Source organism: Nitratireductor sp. StC3 (assembly GCF_003015025.1).
Lineage (GTDB): Bacteria > Pseudomonadota > Alphaproteobacteria > Rhizobiales > Rhizobiaceae > Mangrovimarina > Mangrovimarina alexandrii.
Genome location: NZ_PYBP01000005.1, coordinates 409,352 through 427,459 on the forward strand (window position 1 = coordinate 409,352; position 18,108 = coordinate 427,459).

Here is an 18,108-nt window from a genome sequence, read left to right on the forward strand (position 1 = left end):
GCCATACGGGCCGCGAAGGCGTCGACGGACCCGGCTTGACGGGGCGGGTCTAAATGGCCGCCGAATGGCGTTTGGCGCCGACATCGAGATAGCGGTCGAAACGCGCGGCGAGAGTACGCACCAGCGGCCGCGCCTCCGGCCGGACGACGAAATCGCCGTCGCGCCGCTCCAGCATCGCATCGGCGCCTTCGCCGGCGATTTGGCCCGCTTCGACGACGATTTCGCGGCCCTGCGCGCCGAACAATTCTTCGGCCCGACGCGGGGAAAAGCCGAAATCGCACATCAGTCTTTCAATCACCCAGGAGCGGGCGCGATCGTCCTGCGAAAAGGCGATCCCGCGGCAGGTAGCCAATTTTCCACCGGCGACCAGCCGTTCATACTGGGCGGTGGCGGGCGTGTTTTGCAGATAGCCCTGCGGCAGCCGGCTGATCGAGGACGGGCCGAGACCGATCAGCGTGGCGCAATCGTCTTCCGTGTAGCCCTGGAAATTGCGGTGCAGGCGTCCCTCACGCGCGGCCACGGCCAGGGGGTCGCCAGGCAAGGCGAAATGGTCGAAGCCGATCGCCTGATAGCCGGCCGCCTCGATCAGGGCGCGGGCTTTCTGGAACTGCGCCAGACGCCCGGCGCCGTCGGGAAGTGCTGCCTCGTCGATCATGGTCTGGTGCTTCTTGAACCACGGCACGTGGGCGTAGCCGAACAGCGCGACGCGATCGGGCCCAAGCGACAGCGCCTGGCCGATCGTCTCCGTCAGGCTTTCAAGTGTCTGGTGCGGCAAGCCGTAAAGCAGATCGAGATTGACCGAGCGCGCGCCGTGCCGGCGCGCCTTGTCGACCACCGCGCTGGTCAGCGCGAAGCTCTGTTCGCGATTGATCGCCTTTTGCACCTTGGGGTCGAAATCCTGGACGCCGATGCTGGCGCGGCTCATGCCGATCCTCGCCAGGGCTTCGAAGCGGGCGTCGTCCATGTCGTTGGGGTCGATCTCGACGCTGATCTCGGCATCGGGCTCGAAATGAAAGGCCGCGCGCAGCCGCCCTGCCAGCGCTACGAGATCGTCAGGCCTGAGCATGGTCGGCGATCCGCCGCCCAAATGCAGTGCCTTGACCGCAACGTCCGGTCGCAGCAGATGCCCGACCGTGGCGATTTCCTGGTGGAGCGCGCGCAGATAGGTTTGCACGGGCCCGTAGCGCAAGGTCTGTTTGGTATTGCAGGCACAGAACCAGCACAGCCGGTCGCAATAGGGAATGTGGACATAGAGCGAGACCGGCTCGTCCGCCGGCAGGGCGGCGACCCATTGCGCCGCGGTCGTCGCGTCGATGCCGGCGTGAAAATGCGGCGCGGTCGGATAGCTGGTATAACGGGGCACCTGCTCGCCGGCGCGCGCGATGATGTCCTTTGTCATGGGGCCGTCTCCGATCGTGCGTAGGACCTGGGCTCGGCACCAGCCATGCCGAGCCGGTTGCGTCGGCGCTTTGATGTTGATCAAATTCGCGAGCAAAGCCGGAGAAAACGACAAACTGACGCGGGATTTGCGGTCGGGCCGGTGTTATATAAGATGCTGTTCACATTCGAGGCGGCGCCATGACGACGCGAAAAGACATCCATAATTCCGATATTCCAGTCCTGTGCCAGTCGTGCGAGGCGCGTCATGGCGGGGTGTGCGCGGCGCTCGACCAGCACCAGTTGCAGGCCCTTTCGAAGGCGTCGTGGAAACGCAAGGTGGAGCCGGGAACCGAGCTGGTCGGCGACGCGGAGGCGGTCGATTCCTATTCCAACGTGCTTTCCGGCGTGGTCAAGCTCACCAAGGGGCTTTCCGACGGGCGCCAGCAGATCGTCGGGCTGCAGTTCGCGCCCGACTTCCTCGGCCGCCCCTTCAAGGTGGAAAGCAGGCTGGGCGCGGAAGCGACCACCGACGTGACCTTGTGCAGCTTTCCCAAGGCCGCGGTCGAGCGGATGATGAAGGAATCGCCCGGGCTCGAACACCGGCTCCTGCAGCAGACGCTGAGCGAACTCGACGACGCGCGCGACTGGATGGTCACGCTCGGGCGCAAGACGGCCGGCGAGAAGGTGGCGAGCTTTCTGCTCTTGATCGCCCGCAACATCGACCCGGCGGCGTCGCCGGAGGGGGGAAAGACCACGTTCGACCTGCCGCTGACGCGCGCCGACATCGCCGATTTTCTGGGGTTGACGATCGAAACCGTCAGCCGGCAGTTGACCAAGCTGCGCGCGGACGGCGTGATCACGATCGAAAACAACCGCCACGTGATCGTGGAAAGCCTGGAACGGCTCGAACTGCGCAGCGGCGACTGAAGCGGTCCGCGACCGCGGACCTGTGGCGCATTGCCATGGCCTAGCGGTCGAGCACCGGCAGGATGTGCGCGCGCTCGAAGGCGACGTGGCGGCGCATGGTTTCGAAAAAGCCGCGCAGCATGAAACCGACCGCCTCGGCATTGTCGATCGCCCGGCCATGTCCGATGCCGAGCAGGGTTTCGGTGACCTCGTCGGCGAAACACTGATCCTCGACATGTTCGGCCTTGAGGCGCCGCAGCGTCTCCATGTCGGCGTCGGCCGATACCGCCAGCGCCGCCGCATAGGCGGTGAAGATGTCGTTTTCCTCGCAGACGTGAATCTGCCGGATGGACGGCGCCAATATGTTGGCGATCCGCAGGCATTCCACGCGGTCGATATTGTCGGGCAGATTGTCGGCGATTCGTTCCAGCGCGTGGCACATGTCGAGCTTGAAGCCGTGCGCGCGCCGCAGCAACACAGCCGGCGGCAAGCCACTATCGAGAGGGAGGGGCGAGGAAAAGCTCCGGTCCATCCTGCCTGACGCCACGATCCGCATCGTTGTCCATTCTGTTTATTCTGTTGGGCACAGTGGTCGCGGCCGGTGCAATCGACCTTGACTCAGATCAAGGCATCGGGACGCTTGCTGCGTGAAGACGCATGGAGCGGATCGCCCGGAGGGGGGATTCGCCGCTTGAGACCATTGTCAGGGGATACGCAATGAGACACGGCACAGCGATCGCAGGGATCGGCATTATGACCTTTCTTGCCCTGGTCGCAGCGGCTTTCGCGCGCGATGCGCAGTTCGCCGCCCATATGTGGGTTCTGTTTTTCGTCCTGCTCGGGTCGGCCGTGGTGCTTTTGCGCAATACGAGCTTCTCGCCGGCGGGGCCGGCGGTCGATGAGCGGTCGGGCTACATGGACGGACCGATCCGCTATGGCGCGATCGCGACGCTGTTTTGGGGGATCGCGGGTTTTCTGGTCGGTGTCGTGGTCGCCCTCCAGCTCGCCTTTCCCGACCTGAACATCGAGCCCTGGCTGAGTTTCGGACGGCTGCGTCCCCTGCATACTTCGGCGGTGGTCTTCGCCTTCGGCGGCAACGCCCTGATCGCCAGTTCGTTCTACGTGGTCCAGCGCACATGCCGGGCCCGGCTTTTCGGCGGCGATCTCGCCTGGTTCGTGTTCTGGGGCTATCAGCTCTTCATCGTCATGGCCGCCACCGGCTATCTGCTCGGCATCACGCAAAGCCGCGAATATGCCGAGCCGGAATGGTATGTCGACCTGTGGCTGACCATCGTGTGGGTCGCCTATCTGGTCGTGTTCCTCGGCACCATCTTCAAGCGCAAGGAACCGCATATCTACGTCGCCAACTGGTTCTACCTGTCCTTCATCGTGACGATCGCGATGCTGCACGTGGTCAACAATCTGGCGATCCCGGTCTCGTTTTTCGGCAGCAAGAGCTATTCGGCCTTCGCGGGCGTGCAGGACGCGCTGACGCAATGGTGGTACGGCCACAACGCCGTCGGCTTCTTCCTGACGGCGGGCTTTTTGGGGATGATGTATTATTTCGTGCCCAAGCAGGTGAACCGGCCGGTCTATTCCTACCGGCTGTCGATCATCCATTTCTGGGCGCTGATCTTCCTCTATATCTGGGCGGGGCCGCACCATCTCCATTACACCGCGCTACCCGACTGGGCGCAAACGCTGGGCATGGTGTTCTCGATCATGCTGTGGATGCCCTCCTGGGGCGGCATGATCAACGGCCTGATGACGCTGTCCGGCGCCTGGGACAAGCTGAGGACCGATCCGGTGCTGCGGCTGATGGTGCTGGCGATCGCCTTTTACGGCATGTCGACCTTCGAAGGCCCGATGATGTCGATTAAGGCCGTCAATTCGCTGTCGCATTATACCGACTGGACGATCGGCCACGTGCATTCCGGCGCGCTCGGCTGGGTCGGCATGATCTCGTTCGCGGCGGTCTACTACATGGTGCCGAAGCTGTGGTACCGCGAGCGGCTCTATTCGCTCAGGCTGGTGACCTGGCACTTCTGGCTGGCCACGCTCGGCATCGTCGTCTACGCGGCGGTGATGTGGGTGTCGGGCATCCAGCAGGGCCTGATGTGGCGCGAATACGACGATCAAGGTTTCCTGGTCTATTCGTTCGCCGAATCGGTCGCCGCGATGTTCCCGTATTACGTGGTCCGCGCCATGGGCGGCGCCCTCTACCTCGCCGGCGCGCTGGTGATGGTTTGGAACATCACCATGACGATCCTCGGCCATCAGCGCGAGGAAGCACCGATCGGCGGGGCCGCACCCGCCCTCCAGCCGGCCGAATAGGGGAGCCCGCACGATGGGTTTGATGGACAAACACGAAATTATCGAAAAGAACGCCACGCTGCTTCTGGTGGGGTCGTTCCTGGTGGTCACGGTCGGCGGGATCGTCGAGATCGCACCGCTGTTCTACCTGGAAAACACCATCGAGAAGGTGGAGGGCATGCGGCCCTATTCGCCGCTCGAACTGGCCGGGCGCAACATCTATGTCCGCGAGGGCTGCTACACCTGCCACTCGCAGATGATCCGGCCGTTCCGCGACGAGGTCGAGCGCTACGGCCATTACAGCCTGGCGGCGGAATCGATGTACGATCACCCGTTCCAATGGGGTTCGAAGCGCACGGGACCGGATCTGGCCCGCGTCGGCGACCGCTATTCCAACGAGTGGCATGTCCAGCATCTGATCGAGCCGCGCTCGGTGGTGCCGGAATCGGTGATGCCGAGCTACGCGTTCCTGAAGGAAACGCCGCTGCCGGTCGACGAGATCGCCTATCACCTGGAGGCCAATCGCGGGGTCGGCGTTCCCTATAGCGACGAGATGATCGCCGAGGCCAAGGCCGACCTTCTCGCCCAGGCCGACCCGAATGCCGACACGTCGGGCGTCGAGGCGCGCTATCCGAAGGCCAAGCTCGGCGATTTCGACGGCAATCCGGCCGCGCTGACGGAGATGGACGCGCTCGTCGCCTATCTGCAGATGCTCGGCACGCTTGTCGACTTTTCCACCTATGACGAAGCTGCGGGATACCGGTGATGGAACGCTTCTTCAACTACGACACCATGCGCGCCTTCGCCGACAGCTGGGGGCTTTTGTTCCTGATGATCTTTTTCATCGGCGTCGTGCTGTTCGTCTTCCGTCCCGGAGGACGCAAGGCGGCCGAGCGTGCGGCGCAGATTCCGTTGAAGGATGACTGAGGCATGAGCAAGGACCATATCGACGAGGTGAGCGGGGTCGAAACCACCGGTCACGAGTGGGACGGCATCCGCGAGCTCAACAATCCCCTGCCGCGCTGGTGGGTGTGGACCTTCTACGCCACCATCGTGTGGTCGATCGGCTACACGATCGCCTATCCGGCCTGGCCTTTGATCTCGACGGCGACGACGGGCGTGCTGGGCTATTCGAGCCGCCAGGACGTGCGCACCGAGCTCAACGCGGCCGAGGCCGCCAAGGGCGACTATGTTGCGGCGGTGGCCAGCAAGGACGTTGCGGAGGTTCTCGCCGACGAGCAGCTGCGCCAGTTCGCCGTGGCGGCCGGTTCGGCCGCGTTCAAGGTCAACTGCGTGCAGTGCCACGGCTCGGGCGCACAGGGCTCGGCCGGTTATCCCAACCTCAACGACGACGAATGGCTGTGGGGCGGCTCGATCGAGCAGATCTACCAGACGATCGCCCACGGCATCCGCTTCGCCGGCGATGACGAGACGCGGTTTTCCGAGATGCCGGCCTTCGACTACCTGGAGGGCGAGCAGATCACGGATGCGGCCAATTACGTCGTGTCGCTGTCGGGCGGCTCGGCCGATGCGGCGGCCGCCGAGCGTGGCCAAACGGTCTATGCCGAAAACTGCGCGGCATGCCATGGCGACGACGGCAAGGGCATGGCCGATCTCGGCGCGCCGGACCTGACGGACGCGATCTGGCTCTACGGATCGACGGTCGCAGACATCGCCAGCCAGATGCGCGCACCCAAGCACGGCGTGATGCCGGGCTGGGGTGAGCGGCTTGGCGATGTGACGGTCAAGGAACTGGCCGTCTACGTGCATTCGCTTGGCGGCGGCGAATAGGGCATGGCGGGAACCTCCCTATTCGTCCTGGGGCCGTCCGGGCGAGGGGGGTCCGGCTTCGCGCCGGGCCCCTTTTTTATCTTTAGTCGGCCTTGTTGACCTGAATCAAGGCCGGGGCGATATGGATCGGGCATCTCGAGCTTGCCGCGGCCGGGCACGGGCCGAGCAGTCCCGCCCTGTTCCGTGCCGAGTGGTCGCGGTACGTCTGCCCAGGAGACGAGAATGCTGAATACGAGCGAAGTCGAACGCCACGAGGCGGAGGCTGTCAATTCGGCCAAGGTGCGCCAGCCGCTCTACGCCGCGCGCAAGAAGATCTTTCCCAAACGCGCCAGCGGACAGTTCCGGCGCTTCAAATGGCTGGTGATGCTGGTCACCCTCGGCATCTATTACCTGACGCCGTGGCTGCGCTGGGACCGCGGACCGCACGCGCCGGACCAGGCGGTCCTGATCGATCTCGCCAATCGGCGCTTCTACTTCTTCTTCATCGAGATCTGGCCGCAGGAATTCATCTTCGTGGCCGGTCTGCTGGTGATGGCCGGTGTCGGCCTGTTCCTTATCACCTCCACGGTCGGCCGGGCCTGGTGCGGATATACCTGTCCGCAAACGGTCTGGGTCGACCTGTTTCTGGTCGTGGAACGCTGGGTGGAGGGCGACCGCAATGCGCGCATGAAGCTCGACAAGGCCGACTGGAGCGCCGGCAAGATCGCCAAGCGGGTCGCAAAACACGCGATCTGGCTGGTCATCGCGGTGGCGACCGGCGGGGCATGGATTTTCTATTTCGCCGACGCGCCCGGCCTTCTGATCGATTTCGCGCGCGGCGAGGCGGCGCCGGTGGCCTACATCACCGTCGCCATCCTGACCGCCACCACCTATGTGTTCGGCGGGCTGATGCGCGAACAGGTGTGCACCTATATGTGCCCGTGGCCGCGTATCCAGGCGGCCATGCTCGACGAAAACTCGCTCACGGTCACCTATAATGACTGGCGCGGCGAGCCGCGCACGCGCGGCGCCAAGAAGGCCGCGGCGGCTGGCCAGACGGTCGGCGACTGCGTGGACTGCAACGCCTGCGTGGCCGTGTGCCCGATGGGCATCGACATCCGCGACGGCCAGCAGCTGGAATGCATCACCTGTGCGCTGTGCATCGATGCCTGCGACGCCGTCATGGACAAGATCGGCAAGGAGCGCGGCCTGATCTCCTATGCCACGCTGGACGAATACAACGCCAACATGGCGCTCGCGACCGTCGGCGGCACCGCGCCGATCGACCCGCGCCGGGTGCGCGACGACAGCGGCGGCCTGTCGGACAAGGTGCGCCATTTCCGTCTGCGCCAGCTCTTTCGTCCGCGCACCTTCGTCTATTTCGGCATGTGGGCGCTGATCGGCGTCGTGCTGCTTTATGCCCTGTTCTCGCGCGACCGGCTCGAGGTCAACGTGCTGCACGACCGCAATCCGCAATTCGTCACGCTCGCCGACGGTTCGATCCGCAACGGCTATACGGTCAAGCTGTTGAACATGATTCCGGAGCCGCGCGTGGTGTTCCTGTCGCTCGATGGCCTGCCGGGCGCGACGATGACGGCCAACGGCATCGACCAGCCGGAAGGGCGGTCGATGGTGATTCCGGTTGAACCCGACCGGCTGCGGACGCTAAAAATCTTCGTGCGCCAGCCGCAGGACCTGATCGACGGCACGACGCAGCGTTTCCGCTTCATCGCCGAGGACAAGGCGAGTTTCGAAAGCGACGCCTACACCGCGACGTTCAATGCGCCGGAGGCGAGATGATGAAGACTCCCACGCGCCCCAAGGGCGAATTCACCGGCCGGCATATGCTCATCATCATGCTCGCCTTTTTCGGGACCATCATTGCCGTAAACCTCACCATGGCGACGCTTGCGAACCGGAGCTGGACGGGCCTGGTGGTCAAGAACTCCTATGTGGCCAGCCAGCAGTTCAACGAAAAGGCGGCACTCGCCCGCGCGCAGCAGGCGCTGGGCTGGCGCGGCGAGTTGACGATCGCGGACGGCACGGTGAGCTACCGGCTGACCGACCGATCCGGCGACCCGGTATCGGCCGAGGCCGTACGCATGATCTTCCGCCGGCCGGTCTCCGAACAGGGCGACCTCACGCTGCGGCTCGCCCGCGCCGGCACGGGCGCCTTTGCCCAAACGATCAAAATCGCCGATGGCGGCTGGATCGTCGAGATTTTGGCCGATATCGGCCAGCCCGATCCCTATCGCCAGGTCGAGCGGGTTCGCGTCACCGGGGGCAGGATCAGATGAGCTGCTGCGCGCCGGGCGTCGAGGGGGCAGCGCGCGACGACGTGCCGGCCGGCCCCGGCCCGGAGGAGTTGCGTCTGGCCAGCCGCGATCTCGGCGACGGCGTGCGCCAGAGCGACCTGTCCGTGCCGGCGATCCATTGCGGCGGCTGCATCCACACGATCGAAACCGCGCTTGGCCGGCTCAACGGCGTGGAGGAGGCGCGCGTCAACCTGTCGACCAAACGGGTGCGGGTGCGCTGGCGCGACGACGCACAGCCGGCAATCGTCGACACGCTCAACCGCCTCGGCTACGCCGCGCATCTGAGCGACGACGGCACCGCCGGCAAGGACAAGACCCTGTCGGAACTGGTGCGGGCCCTGGCCGTCGCCGGGTTCGCGGCCGGCAACATCATGCTGTTGTCGGTTTCGGTCTGGTCGGGTGCGGACGGTGCGACGCGCGATCTGTTCCACTGGCTGTCGGCGTTGATCGCGATGCCGGCACTGTTTTTCGCCGGCGGCATATTTTATCGATCGGCCTGGGGCGCGCTCAAGCACGGGCGCATGAACATGGACGTGCCGATCGCGCTCGGCGTGTCGATGGCCTATGGGCTTAGCCTCTACGAGACGATCAACCACGGCCAGCACGCCTATTTCGACGCCTCGGTGTCGCTGCTGTTTTTCCTTTTGATCGGCCGCACGCTCGACCACGTCATGCGCGAACGCGCGCGCGTGGCCGTCAGCGGGCTGGCGCGGATGGCGCCGGGCGGGGCGACGGTGATCGGCGCCGACGGACAGGCGCGCTTCCTGCCGCTCGACGAGATCGAGCCCGGCATGCGGCTGCGTATCGCGGCCGGCGACCGGGTGCCGGTGGACGGGCATATCCTGGAGGGGCGGTCCGACATCGACGTGTCGCTGGTGACCGGCGAGGGCGCGCCGCAGCCGATGACGGCCGGCGACGCGGTGCGGGCGGGCATGGTCAATCTGACCGGCTCGCTGCTGGTCGAGGCGACGGCGGCGGCGCGCGAGTCCTTCCTAGCGGAAATGGTGCGGCTGATGGAGGCGGCCGAGGGCGGGCGCGCGCGCTACCGGCGTATCGCCGACCGCGCCTCCGCGCTTTATTCGCCGCTGGTCCATCTCGCCGCGTTCGCGACCTTTGTCGGCTGGATGGCGGCGACGGGCGACTGGCACCGCGCGATCACGATCGCCATCGCCGTCTTGATCATTACCTGTCCCTGCGCGCTCGGCCTGGCCGTGCCGATCGTTCAGGTCGTCGCCGCGCGGCGGCTGTTCGAACGGGGCGTGATGGTCAAGGACGGCTCGGGCATGGAGCGGCTCGCCGAAGTCGACACGGTCGTGTTCGACAAGACCGGCACGCTGACCGTCGGCCGGCCGGCGATCGCCGAGGCCGACCGCATCGACGCGGCGACCGCCGCGCATGTCGCCGCGCTGGCCGCCCATTCGCGCCATCCCGTCTCGCGCGCACTGGCCCGGGCCTTCGACAGCCCGCGCAGCAACGCGCTGGTTTTCACCGATATCGAGGAAGTGCCGGGCTGCGGCATCGAGGGCCGGTCGGACGGCAGCCGCTACCGGCTGGGCCGTGCGGACTGGGCGTGCGCGGGCGCCGAGGCGGGAGCGGCCGGGGACGCCGGCGATCCGGTGCTGACGCGGGACGGCGTGATCCTGGCGCGGTTTGGCATGCGCGACCGGCTGCGCGCCGATGCCGGTGCCGCGCTCGCAGCATTGCGGGACCAAGGGTTCGACGTCGAACTGCTGAGCGGCGACACGGCCGCCAACGCCAACACCGTGGCCGCGGAGCTTGGAATTGCGACCGTGCGCGCCGGGGTCCTGCCCGCAGACAAGGCCGAACGGCTGGCGCGCCTGGCGCAGGACGGCCACAAGGCGCTGATGGTCGGCGACGGCCTCAACGACGCGCCGGCGCTGGCGGCCGCCCATGTGTCGATGGCGCCGGCGACGGCGGCCGATATCGGACGCAATGCCGCCGATTTCGTCTTTCTGCACGACAGCCTCCAGGCGGTGCCGTTCGCGATCGCGATCGCGCGCCGGGCCGACCGGCTGGTGCGGCAGAATTTCGGGCTCGCCATCGCCTATAACGTGATCGCGGTGCCGATCGCCGTCGCCGGCTTCGTCACCCCGCTGATCGCGGCGGCGGCGATGTCGTTGTCCTCGCTGCTGGTGATCGCCAATGCGCTGCGGTTGCGGGGCGGCAAGGCCGCCGCGAAAGCCGACGCGTTTGTTTCGGAGCGGGCCCCGGTTGCTGCCGCGCCGGCCGGCGGCAAGACGGCATGATCAACCTTGCCATTCTGATCCCTGTCGCGCTTTTTCTGGGCATGATCGGCCTCGCAGCCTTCCTGTGGTCGCTCAGGAGCGGACAATATGACGATCTCGACGGCGCGGCCGAACGTATCCTGCACGACGACGGGGAAGACCCGGTCGAGGACGAACGCGGCAGGGATGGGGGGCGGCAGTCCTGACCAGGCTCGCCTGGCCGCGTCCGGGAGGCCCGGCTGAGAAATGAGCGGAGGTTTGTGGGCCGACGGCGGCTCCAGGGCCGTTCTCTGACTTGTTGTTTTAACGTGTTTTTTGAATGGCGAACCGGCTTCCGTTGCGCCCGGAGAGGTTCTACTCGGCGTGCACGCGCACCCACTCGACGATCCAGTCAACGACCCGGTCGTTGTTGCCGGGCGACAGCGCGTCGCCGGCGATCACGTGATGGGACGGGTCGTCGCTTTGTTCGACGGTGCGCAGCTCGTGCGCAGTCCCCCAGCGTCCGGCGATCTGCCGGGTGATGTCGGGGCGCACGACCTTGTCGCGGTCGGACAATATGAACAGCGCCGGGGCCGTTGCGGTCTCGACGGGGGCCGTCGCGGCGATTTCGACCATCGCCGCCATCGGCAGCAGCGCCTCGGTGGGATAGCGCGAGGTCCAGAAGCGGCCATGCGCGTCGTTGTGCGGCTCGAACCCGCGTTCGTCGCCGGCGACGAGCTTGGCGATCTGCAGGCCCCAGGGCCCGGCCAGGAAGCCGGCACCGCCGGCCTGCACGCCGAAATTGGGTGAGATCAGCACGTAGCCGGCAACGCCCTCGGCCAGGTCCGGCCGGGTCGCCGCCCAGGCGGCGATCGAGGCGCCGGTCGAGACCGCGACGACCACCACGCGCTCGCCCAGCCGCCGGCCGACCGCCAGCGCCTCGGCATAGTCGTCGACCCAGGCTTTGACGCTGGCCTCGGCCATCGCCGGGCCATCGCGGCCGTGACCGGTCAGGCGGGTGAAGAACAAATTTGCGCCCAGCGTCGCGGCGACGCGGTCGGGCACCGGCCTGATCTCGTCCTTGGAGGCGGAAAACCCGTGCACGTAGACGATGGCGAGCGGCGTGCGGGCGCGTGAGGCGGGAAAAGCCCACACGACCTGCTTTTCCGCGCCGGGGCGCAGGTTGGGCACGCGGGCTTCCTTGTCGGCGAGCCAGGCTTCGACATCCTGGCCGATCGCGGCGGGGTCGAAACTGACGGTGGTGTCGCGCGCCACGCGCGGTCCCAGAAACCAGGCTGCCGCTCCGGCGGCGATCGCAACCACGACGATACCGATCATCCGCCGCATGTGCTCCTCCGTTTCCTTGCCGTCCGATCCATAGGCCGGCTTGGCGGGCCGCGCAATCGCTCGCGGTCGCACGGCGCGCGGTTCTAGGTTTTGCGGGGTCGCCGGTGCCAGCCGGTGGCGCGCCGGACGAGCGCGAAATAGGCGGGATAGGGCAGCAGCGCGAGCAGTTTCAGCACCCATGTGAAGCGGCGTGGGAAGGAGACCTCGAAACCGCCCGTGCGCAGCCCGTCGCGGATGCGCCCGATGGCGGTCTCGACGCTGATCAGAGCCGGCATCGCAAAACGGTTCTGTTCGGTGAGCGGGGTCGCGACGAAGCCCGGATTGAAGACCTGGATGCGGATGTTGAGCGGGTCGAAGTCGAACTTCAGCCCGGCTGCCATGGTGTTGAGAGCGGCCTTGGTCGCGCCGTAGGCTGCGGCGCGCGGCAATCCGCCGTAGCTGGAGGCGGAGCCGATGATGGCGACATGGCCGCGGCCCCTGGTCTTCATGCGCTCGACGACCGGCACGAGGCCGAACACGGTGCCCAACACGTTGACGCCGAACGTGTCGACGAATTCGCGCGTGCCCAGAGCCTCGCCGCGGGTGGGGAAATAGTCGCCGGCGTTGAAGACGGCGAGTGCGATCGGCCCGCAGTCGCGTTCGATCGCCGCCACGGTGGCCGCCATGGCGTGCTCGTCGGTGACGTCGCAGGCGAAAGGCCGGATGCTGCCGGCGAGCGGCTCGGCCTCGACCGCGAGCGCCTCAAGCCGCTCCGTGCGCCGGGCGGTGACGGCGACAGTGTAGCCGTCGCGGGCGAGCTCGAGCGCCAGGGCGCGGCCGATGCCGCTGCTGGCGCCCGTCACCCAGGCGACGCCATCCGTTGGTCCGGCGCGATAAAGAGACATCGAAACCTCGTCGGTGCGGGCAGGAATTCCGGCTGCGTCGTCAGCCGCCGACAATGTCGATCAGCCTGCGGCCGAGCGGACCGCTCAGACGCAGCGGCGCGTCGGTGACGGCCAGGCCGATGCAAGGACGGTCCTTCTCGGCGACCGGCCGGTGCTCGACCGTCTCGTCGGCGATCGATATGTCGCCGCGTGCGTAGCGGCCGTTGACGTCGTTGAAGGCGCCGTCCAGCACCAGCGTCAGTTCCAGCCCGCCATGGGTATGGGCGGGGATGGCGCGGCCGGGCCGGATCCAGAACAGGCTGACATGGCAGCCGTCGATCTCACCGACATCGTGCTCGCGAAAACCGGGCATTTTTGTGCGCCAGGGCACATCGGCGACGTCGAAGCCGACAAAGTCGCGCAGCACGGGCGGAAACAGGCCGTCTCGAGCCTCTTGCGGGTGCGATGGGGCGGCCGGTGCGGGGCCGTCGAGGACGGAGGCGAGCCGGCGGTCGCGATCCGACAGCGCGACGGGTCGGGCCTGCGACAGGCCAAGCCCGCCGAGGCGTTCCAACTCGCCGGCGAAGGCGCGGTTGTCGTTGTTGAGTTGCAGGTGCGCGGCCACGAGCACGTGCGCGGGCAGCGGCAAGGTGCCGGCAACATGGCTCGCGATCAGCGAATCGGCGGTTTGTACGGCGGACATGGTGTGACCTCGGAAGGCTGGCCGTGGGCGAAAACCGGACTTCGATCCGATTTTCGGCGACGTTCTTGTGCCACATACGGACGCCGGCTCCAACCGGATCAACCGGAAAGCCGGTTCGGGTGTCGTGTCGGCAAGGCGCAAAAATAATCGCTGTTTGGCCTGTTTTGGCAAAAAAACGCGACTTGAAAGCCACCCGTCGCCTGCTTAGACCTGAAATAGAAGGGTGCCGCCGGCCGGTCCGGCGCGCGGCCATTGGGCAGACGAAGGAAAATATCATGGACCGATCGGTGATCGACGCCATCGGAAACACGCCGCTGATCAGGCTGAAGCGTGCTTCGGAGGAGACCGGCTGCGAGATTCTCGGCAAGGCGGAATTCATGAACCCGGGCCAGTCGGTCAAGGACCGGGCCGGCCTGTTCATCGTGCGCGATGCCGAAAAGCGCGGGCTCCTGAGGCCGGGCGGGCTGATCGTGGAAGGGACGGCCGGCAATACCGGCATCGGGCTGACGCTGGTGGCCCGCGCGCTCGGCTATCGCACCGCGATCGTCATTCCCGAAACCCAGAGCCAGGAGAAGAAGGACGCCATCCGCATCCTCGGCGCGGAATTGATCGAGGTGCCGGCGGTTCCCTACCGGAACCCGAACAACTATGTGAAACTGTCTGCCCGGCTGGCCGAGCAACTGGCCAAAACCGAGCCCAACGGCGCGATCTGGGCCAACCAGTTCGACAATGTCGCCAATCGCCAGGGCCATGTCGAAACCACGGCGGTCGAGATCTGGCAGCAGACGGTCGGCAAGGTCGACGGTTTCGTGGCTTCCGTCGGCAGCGGCGGCACGCTGGCCGGCATCGCCGAAGGGCTGCGTGCGCACAACAAGGACGTCAAGATCGCGCTTGCCGACCCGATGGGGGCTGCGCTTTATTCCTATTACACCGAAGGGGAGCTGAAATCGGAAGGCTCCTCGATCACCGAGGGCATCGGCCAGGGGCGCATCACCGCCAATCTGGAAGGGTTCACGCCCGACTTTTCGTATCGGATCGCCGACGACGAGGCGCTCGGGATCATTTTTGATCTCGTGCGCGAAGAAGGCCTGTGCATGGGCGGCTCGACCGGCATCAATATTGCCGGTGCGGTGCGCCTGGCCCGCGAGCTCGGCCCCGGCCACACCATCGTGACGGTGCTGTGCGATTACGGTACGCGCTACCAATCGAAACTGTTCAATCCGGCGTTTCTGCGCAGCAAGGCGCTGCCAGTGCCCGAGTGGATCGAAAAGACCAGCGACATAAGCGTGCCGTTCGAGGAGGTGGCGTAATGGATGCCGCGACCCAGGCGCTGTTTCGCGAGGATGCCTATCTGTCGACCGCCGAGGGCACGGTGACGGGCATCAACGAGCGCGGCGGAATGGTTCTCGACCGGACGAATTTCTATGCGACGTCCGGCGGACAGCCCGGCGATACCGGCTTTTTCGAGCGCGCCGACGGATCGCGGATCGCCATCGCGGGCACGATCACCGGCCAGACCAAGGACGAGGTCGTCCATCTGCCGGCCCCGGATGCCGCCCGGCCGGAGATCGGCGAGACGCTGGTGCTGCATATCGACTGGGCGCGGCGCTACAAGCTGATGCGCATGCATACCGCCTGCCATCTCTTGAGCGTGGTGTGTCCCTATCCGATTACCGGTGCGGCGGTCGGCGAGGACGAATCGCGGGTCGATTTCGACCTGCCCGACGCCAGCGTGACCAAGGAGGGCTTGACGGCGGAGATGATGGCGCTGGTTACGGCCAATCATCCGATCTTCACCCAATGGATCGGCGAGGACGAATTGGCCGCCAATCCGGGCCTGGTGAAATCCAAGAACGTGCGCCCGCCGGCGGGTTCGGGCCGTATCCGGCTGGTGTGCATCGGCGCCGAGGCGTCGGTCGACAGCCAGCCCTGCGGTGGCACGCATGTGTCGGAAACCCAGGAAGTGGGCGAAATCCATATCGGCAAGATCGAGAAGAAGGGACGCGAAAACCGCCGCTTCCGCATCCGGTTCGGCGCGTTGCCGACCTGACTGTTGATCCAATAGTCAGGCCGGACTGCCGGTCCACAACGTTCCACGACCGTCCGGCCGGAACCGTCGCGGGCCGCGCGAGTTGTTCTTCCCGGCGGCTTCGCGAATAAGCGACCGTCCAACTGGCTCGCGGCTTTTCGCGCGTTGGCAAAAATGCGACAGGAATGCAGTGTTGTGTTTCGCCGCCGATGGCGGTTCGGGAGCGGGTGATCGCGATGACAGACAAGGACGCCTTCTTCGTCACGACCGATTGGCTGGCCGAGCATCTAAATGATCCGGGCCTGTCGGTGGTCGACGCTTCCTGGTACCTGCCCGCGCAGGGCCGCGACGCGCGCGCCGAATATGAGGCAGGCCACATTCCCCGGGCTGTGTTTTTCGATCATGACCTGGTTGTCGATCCCGATTCGAACCTGCCGCACGCACTGCCGTCGCCGCGGACCTTTGCCACCTTCGCCGCCTCGATGGGGATTTCGGCCAGCGACACGATCGTGGTCTATGACGGACCGGGTCTGTTTTCCTCGGCCCGCGCCTGGTGGATGTTCCGCGTCATGGGCGCCAAGACGGTCCGCATTCTGGAAGGCGGGATCGACCGCTGGAAAGCGGAGGGACGGTTCGTGACCGCGAAGCCGACCAAGGTCGCCTCCTGCCTGTTCGAGACCGATTTCGACGAAGGCCGGGTGGCCACGCTGGACGAGATGCGCCGGATCGTGGAGCAGGGCACGAGCCAGATCGCGGATGCGCGATCGCCGGGGCGTTTTGCCGGCAGCGAGCCGGAGCCGCGCCAGGGCGTGCGTTCGGGTCACATGCCAGGCGCGCGCAACGTGCCGATCGCGTCCGTGGCCGAAAACGGGGCGCTGTTGCCGCCGGCCGCCTTGCGGCAGGCCTTCGAGGCGGCCGGCATCGACCTGTCGCAGCCGGTGGTCACCTCCTGCGGATCGGGCGTGACGGCCGCCGTGCTGGTGCTGGCGCTGGAGAGCCTCGGCCATGCCGACGCCCGGCTTTACGACGGCTCCTGGACGGAGTGGGGCGGTCGCGACGACACGCCGGTCGAGACCGGCGCACCGTGACCATGGCTGGGACGACGAACACGCTTGTGGCGCGCGTCACCCATCTGGAAATGACCGCGCCTCCTGGCAAGCCGGTGCCGATGCCGCTCGGGGCGCGGCTGGCCATGATGCGAGTCGGTTCCATCCCGCTGCATTTCTACCGCTATCTCTACGAGCAGGTCGGCCGGCCGCATCACTGGTCGCTGCGCCGAAACTGTTCGGATGCCGCGCTCGCACAGGCCGTTCACGGAGCGACAACCGAGATCGAGGTGCTTTATGTCGACGGCGCCCCGGCCGGGTTTTTCGAGCTCGACCTGTCGCGTCTCGCCGGCGAGGTCGAAATCCTCTATTTCGGGCTGATGCCGGATTTTCAGGGCAGGGGGCTGGCCCGCTTCTTCCTGTCGGGCGCGATCGATGCCGCCTGGGCGCACGATCCCGACAAGGTCACCATCCACACCAACACGCTCGACAGTCCGCGCGCGCTGCAACTTTATCAGAAGATGGGTTTTGTTCCGGTCTCCTGGTCGCAGGAGACGGTCGAGCCGTGGACGTGAAGGGCTTTTGTGCGGCGTGAAACGGGTGGCGGGACATTTCCGGCAGCTCTATGGATGGCCTCCGCTCCAAGGAGGTCGTCAATGCGCATTCGTTTCGTTGCCTTACCTACCGATGCGGTCCGCGCCTTGCAGGCAGGGGGCACCGACGCTTACGGAAACGTCCCCGAACGGCATATTTCCGACGGTTCCAAAGTGCCGTGCCGCCATTGTCTTAGAAATGTCGACGAGGGCGAACCCTATCTGATCCTTGCGTACCGACCGTTTGCGGACCTGCAGCCCTATGCCGAGACGGGCCCGATCTTTCTGCATGCCGAACACTGCCAGCGGGCGACGGAAAGCGACGTCATGCCGGTGATGTTCCAGGCGACGCCCGCCTATATCCTGCGCGGTTACGGATTCGATGATCGCATCGTCTACGGGTCGGGTTCGGTCGTGCCGACACATGACATATGCACACGGGCGCATGCGTTGTTGCAGCGTCGCGAGATCGCCTATCTGCACATGCGCTCGGCCAGCAACACATGTTATCAGTTGCGCGTCGAACGCGGCTGAGCCGCAGGCTTGTCGCCGACCGATCAAAAAGAAGACCCGCGGGATCGAAACCCGCGGGCCAGTGGGGAGGATTTTTTGAGTCGG

Annotated in this window: 19 protein-coding genes; 14 read left to right on the plus strand and 5 right to left on the minus strand. The window is 66.1% G+C overall.

Translation table 11 applies throughout. The features are described 5' to 3' along the window. Positions 1-49: 49 nt before the first annotated feature. A complete protein-coding gene (hemN, locus tag C7T96_RS13705) occupies positions 50-1,399 on the minus strand; it encodes an oxygen-independent coproporphyrinogen III oxidase (RefSeq protein ID WP_106571777.1) in 1,350 nt (449 codons plus the stop codon). Between the two features lie 179 nt (positions 1,400-1,578). Between hemN and C7T96_RS13710 the strand changes: the two genes are divergently transcribed. Further along, positions 1,579-2,307, plus strand: coding sequence for a Crp/Fnr family transcriptional regulator (locus tag C7T96_RS13710; RefSeq protein WP_106571778.1), 729 nt, complete (start codon positions 1,579-1,581; stop codon positions 2,305-2,307). Positions 2,308-2,347: 40 nt separating this feature from the next. On the opposite strand, the gene C7T96_RS13715 is transcribed toward C7T96_RS13710, so the two are convergent. Next, positions 2,348-2,776: a hemerythrin domain-containing protein gene (locus tag C7T96_RS13715; protein ID WP_238719848.1), complete on the minus strand. Its 429-nt coding sequence runs from the start codon at positions 2,774-2,776 to the stop codon at positions 2,348-2,350. Positions 2,777-3,003: 227 nt separating this feature from the next. Here C7T96_RS13715 and ccoN point away from each other — a divergent pair, with 227 nt between their 5' ends. From ccoN to ccoS, 8 genes are all read left to right on the plus strand, one after another. Next, a complete protein-coding gene (gene ccoN, locus C7T96_RS13720) occupies positions 3,004-4,620 on the plus strand; it encodes a cytochrome-c oxidase, cbb3-type subunit I (RefSeq protein ID WP_106571779.1) in 1,617 nt (538 codons plus the stop codon). Between the two features lie 13 nt (positions 4,621-4,633). Further along, positions 4,634-5,365 carry a cytochrome-c oxidase, cbb3-type subunit II gene (gene ccoO, locus C7T96_RS13725; protein ID WP_106571780.1) on the plus strand — a complete coding sequence of 244 codons (732 nt, stop codon included), beginning with the start codon at positions 4,634-4,636 and terminating at the stop codon, positions 5,363-5,365. Further along, a complete protein-coding gene (locus tag C7T96_RS13730; RefSeq protein ID WP_106571781.1) occupies positions 5,365-5,526 on the plus strand; it encodes a cbb3-type cytochrome c oxidase subunit 3 in 162 nt (53 codons plus the stop codon). Before ccoO ends, C7T96_RS13730 begins: the two co-directional genes overlap by 1 nt. A 3-nt stretch (positions 5,527-5,529) precedes the next feature. Further along, complete coding sequence (gene ccoP, locus C7T96_RS13735) at positions 5,530-6,390, plus strand: cytochrome-c oxidase, cbb3-type subunit III (RefSeq protein WP_106571782.1); 861 nt, start codon at positions 5,530-5,532, stop codon at positions 6,388-6,390. Positions 6,391-6,612: 222 nt separating this feature from the next. After that, entirely contained in the window at positions 6,613-8,169 is a 1,557-nt protein-coding gene (gene ccoG, locus C7T96_RS13740) for a cytochrome c oxidase accessory protein CcoG (RefSeq protein ID WP_106571783.1), read from the plus strand. Further along, the gene (locus tag C7T96_RS13745; RefSeq protein WP_106571784.1) at positions 8,169-8,666 is read left to right on the plus strand and encodes a FixH family protein; all 498 of its coding nucleotides are present in this window, start codon (positions 8,169-8,171) and stop codon (positions 8,664-8,666) included. Before ccoG ends, C7T96_RS13745 begins: the two co-directional genes overlap by 1 nt. After that, positions 8,663-10,951, plus strand: coding sequence for a heavy metal translocating P-type ATPase (locus tag C7T96_RS13750; RefSeq protein WP_106571785.1), 2,289 nt, complete (start codon positions 8,663-8,665; stop codon positions 10,949-10,951). Before C7T96_RS13745 ends, C7T96_RS13750 begins: the two co-directional genes overlap by 4 nt. After that, positions 10,948-11,136, plus strand: a complete 189-nt coding sequence (gene ccoS, locus C7T96_RS13755; RefSeq protein ID WP_106571786.1) for a cbb3-type cytochrome oxidase assembly protein CcoS — start codon at positions 10,948-10,950, stop codon at positions 11,134-11,136. The genes C7T96_RS13750 and ccoS overlap by 4 nt, the downstream gene beginning before the upstream one ends. 148 nt (positions 11,137-11,284) lie before the next feature. Here the strand turns inward: ccoS and C7T96_RS13760 are convergent, their stop codons facing one another. From C7T96_RS13760 to C7T96_RS13770, 3 genes are all read right to left on the minus strand, one after another. Beyond that, complete coding sequence (locus C7T96_RS13760) at positions 11,285-12,256, minus strand: alpha/beta fold hydrolase (RefSeq protein WP_106571857.1); 972 nt, start codon at positions 12,254-12,256, stop codon at positions 11,285-11,287. A gap of 83 nt (positions 12,257-12,339) precedes the next feature. After that, positions 12,340-13,140 (minus strand): SDR family NAD(P)-dependent oxidoreductase, encoded by an 801-nt coding sequence (locus C7T96_RS13765; protein ID WP_106571858.1) that lies wholly within the window; start codon positions 13,138-13,140, stop codon positions 12,340-12,342. A gap of 40 nt (positions 13,141-13,180) precedes the next feature. Continuing rightward, complete coding sequence (locus tag C7T96_RS13770; RefSeq protein ID WP_106571787.1) at positions 13,181-13,822, minus strand: ChrR family anti-sigma-E factor; 642 nt, start codon at positions 13,820-13,822, stop codon at positions 13,181-13,183. A gap of 275 nt (positions 13,823-14,097) precedes the next feature. Here C7T96_RS13770 and C7T96_RS13775 point away from each other — a divergent pair, with 275 nt between their 5' ends. The 5 genes from C7T96_RS13775 to C7T96_RS13795 all read left to right on the plus strand — a co-directional run bounded on the left by C7T96_RS13775 (position 14,098) and on the right by C7T96_RS13795 (position 18,024). Next, positions 14,098-15,132, plus strand: a complete 1,035-nt coding sequence (locus tag C7T96_RS13775; RefSeq protein ID WP_106571788.1) for a cysteine synthase A — start codon at positions 14,098-14,100, stop codon at positions 15,130-15,132. Beyond that, positions 15,132-15,872, plus strand: a complete 741-nt coding sequence (locus tag C7T96_RS13780; RefSeq protein ID WP_106571789.1) for an alanyl-tRNA editing protein — start codon at positions 15,132-15,134, stop codon at positions 15,870-15,872. The genes C7T96_RS13775 and C7T96_RS13780 overlap by 1 nt, the downstream gene beginning before the upstream one ends. A gap of 215 nt (positions 15,873-16,087) precedes the next feature. Then, positions 16,088-16,939 carry a 3-mercaptopyruvate sulfurtransferase gene (sseA, locus tag C7T96_RS13785; RefSeq protein ID WP_106571859.1) on the plus strand — a complete coding sequence of 284 codons (852 nt, stop codon included), beginning with the start codon at positions 16,088-16,090 and terminating at the stop codon, positions 16,937-16,939. 2 nt (positions 16,940-16,941) lie between these two features. Next, complete coding sequence (locus C7T96_RS13790; RefSeq protein WP_106571790.1) at positions 16,942-17,472, plus strand: GNAT family N-acetyltransferase; 531 nt, start codon at positions 16,942-16,944, stop codon at positions 17,470-17,472. Between the two features lie 81 nt (positions 17,473-17,553). Further along, positions 17,554-18,024, plus strand: a complete 471-nt coding sequence (locus C7T96_RS13795; protein ID WP_106571791.1) for a DUF1203 domain-containing protein — start codon at positions 17,554-17,556, stop codon at positions 18,022-18,024. The last annotated feature ends 84 nt before the right edge of the window (positions 18,025-18,108 follow it).

What these genes read in the sequence shown, in the direction of transcription:
- sseA (WP_106571859.1), top strand. Translation starts at nt 16,088, where the DNA reads ATGACAGACAAGGACGCCTTCTTCGTCACGACCGATTGGCTGGCCGAG.
- ccoP (WP_106571782.1), top strand. Translation starts at nt 5,530, where the DNA reads ATGAGCAAGGACCATATCGACGAGGTGAGCGGGGTCGAAACCACCGGT.
- C7T96_RS13775 (WP_106571788.1), top strand. Translation starts at nt 14,098, where the DNA reads ATGGACCGATCGGTGATCGACGCCATCGGAAACACGCCGCTGATCAGG.
- hemN (WP_106571777.1), bottom strand. Translation starts at nt 1,399, where the DNA reads ATGACAAAGGACATCATCGCGCGCGCCGGCGAGCAGGTGCCCCGTTAT.
- ccoN (WP_106571779.1), top strand. Translation starts at nt 3,004, where the DNA reads ATGAGACACGGCACAGCGATCGCAGGGATCGGCATTATGACCTTTCTT.
- ccoG (WP_106571783.1), top strand. Translation starts at nt 6,613, where the DNA reads ATGCTGAATACGAGCGAAGTCGAACGCCACGAGGCGGAGGCTGTCAAT.
- C7T96_RS13750 (WP_106571785.1), top strand. Translation starts at nt 8,663, where the DNA reads ATGAGCTGCTGCGCGCCGGGCGTCGAGGGGGCAGCGCGCGACGACGTG.
- C7T96_RS13795 (WP_106571791.1), top strand. Translation starts at nt 17,554, where the DNA reads ATGCGCATTCGTTTCGTTGCCTTACCTACCGATGCGGTCCGCGCCTTG.
- C7T96_RS13710 (WP_106571778.1), top strand. Translation starts at nt 1,579, where the DNA reads ATGACGACGCGAAAAGACATCCATAATTCCGATATTCCAGTCCTGTGC.
- C7T96_RS13790 (WP_106571790.1), top strand. Translation starts at nt 16,942, where the DNA reads ATGGCTGGGACGACGAACACGCTTGTGGCGCGCGTCACCCATCTGGAA.
- C7T96_RS13745 (WP_106571784.1), top strand. Translation starts at nt 8,169, where the DNA reads ATGAAGACTCCCACGCGCCCCAAGGGCGAATTCACCGGCCGGCATATG.
- C7T96_RS13760 (WP_106571857.1), bottom strand. Translation starts at nt 12,256, where the DNA reads ATGCGGCGGATGATCGGTATCGTCGTGGTTGCGATCGCCGCCGGAGCG.
- C7T96_RS13730 (WP_106571781.1), top strand. Translation starts at nt 5,365, where the DNA reads ATGGAACGCTTCTTCAACTACGACACCATGCGCGCCTTCGCCGACAGC.
- C7T96_RS13770 (WP_106571787.1), bottom strand. Translation starts at nt 13,822, where the DNA reads ATGTCCGCCGTACAAACCGCCGATTCGCTGATCGCGAGCCATGTTGCC.
- ccoO (WP_106571780.1), top strand. Translation starts at nt 4,634, where the DNA reads ATGGGTTTGATGGACAAACACGAAATTATCGAAAAGAACGCCACGCTG.
- C7T96_RS13780 (WP_106571789.1), top strand. Translation starts at nt 15,132, where the DNA reads ATGGATGCCGCGACCCAGGCGCTGTTTCGCGAGGATGCCTATCTGTCG.
- ccoS (WP_106571786.1), top strand. Translation starts at nt 10,948, where the DNA reads ATGATCAACCTTGCCATTCTGATCCCTGTCGCGCTTTTTCTGGGCATG.
- C7T96_RS13765 (WP_106571858.1), bottom strand. Translation starts at nt 13,140, where the DNA reads ATGTCTCTTTATCGCGCCGGACCAACGGATGGCGTCGCCTGGGTGACG.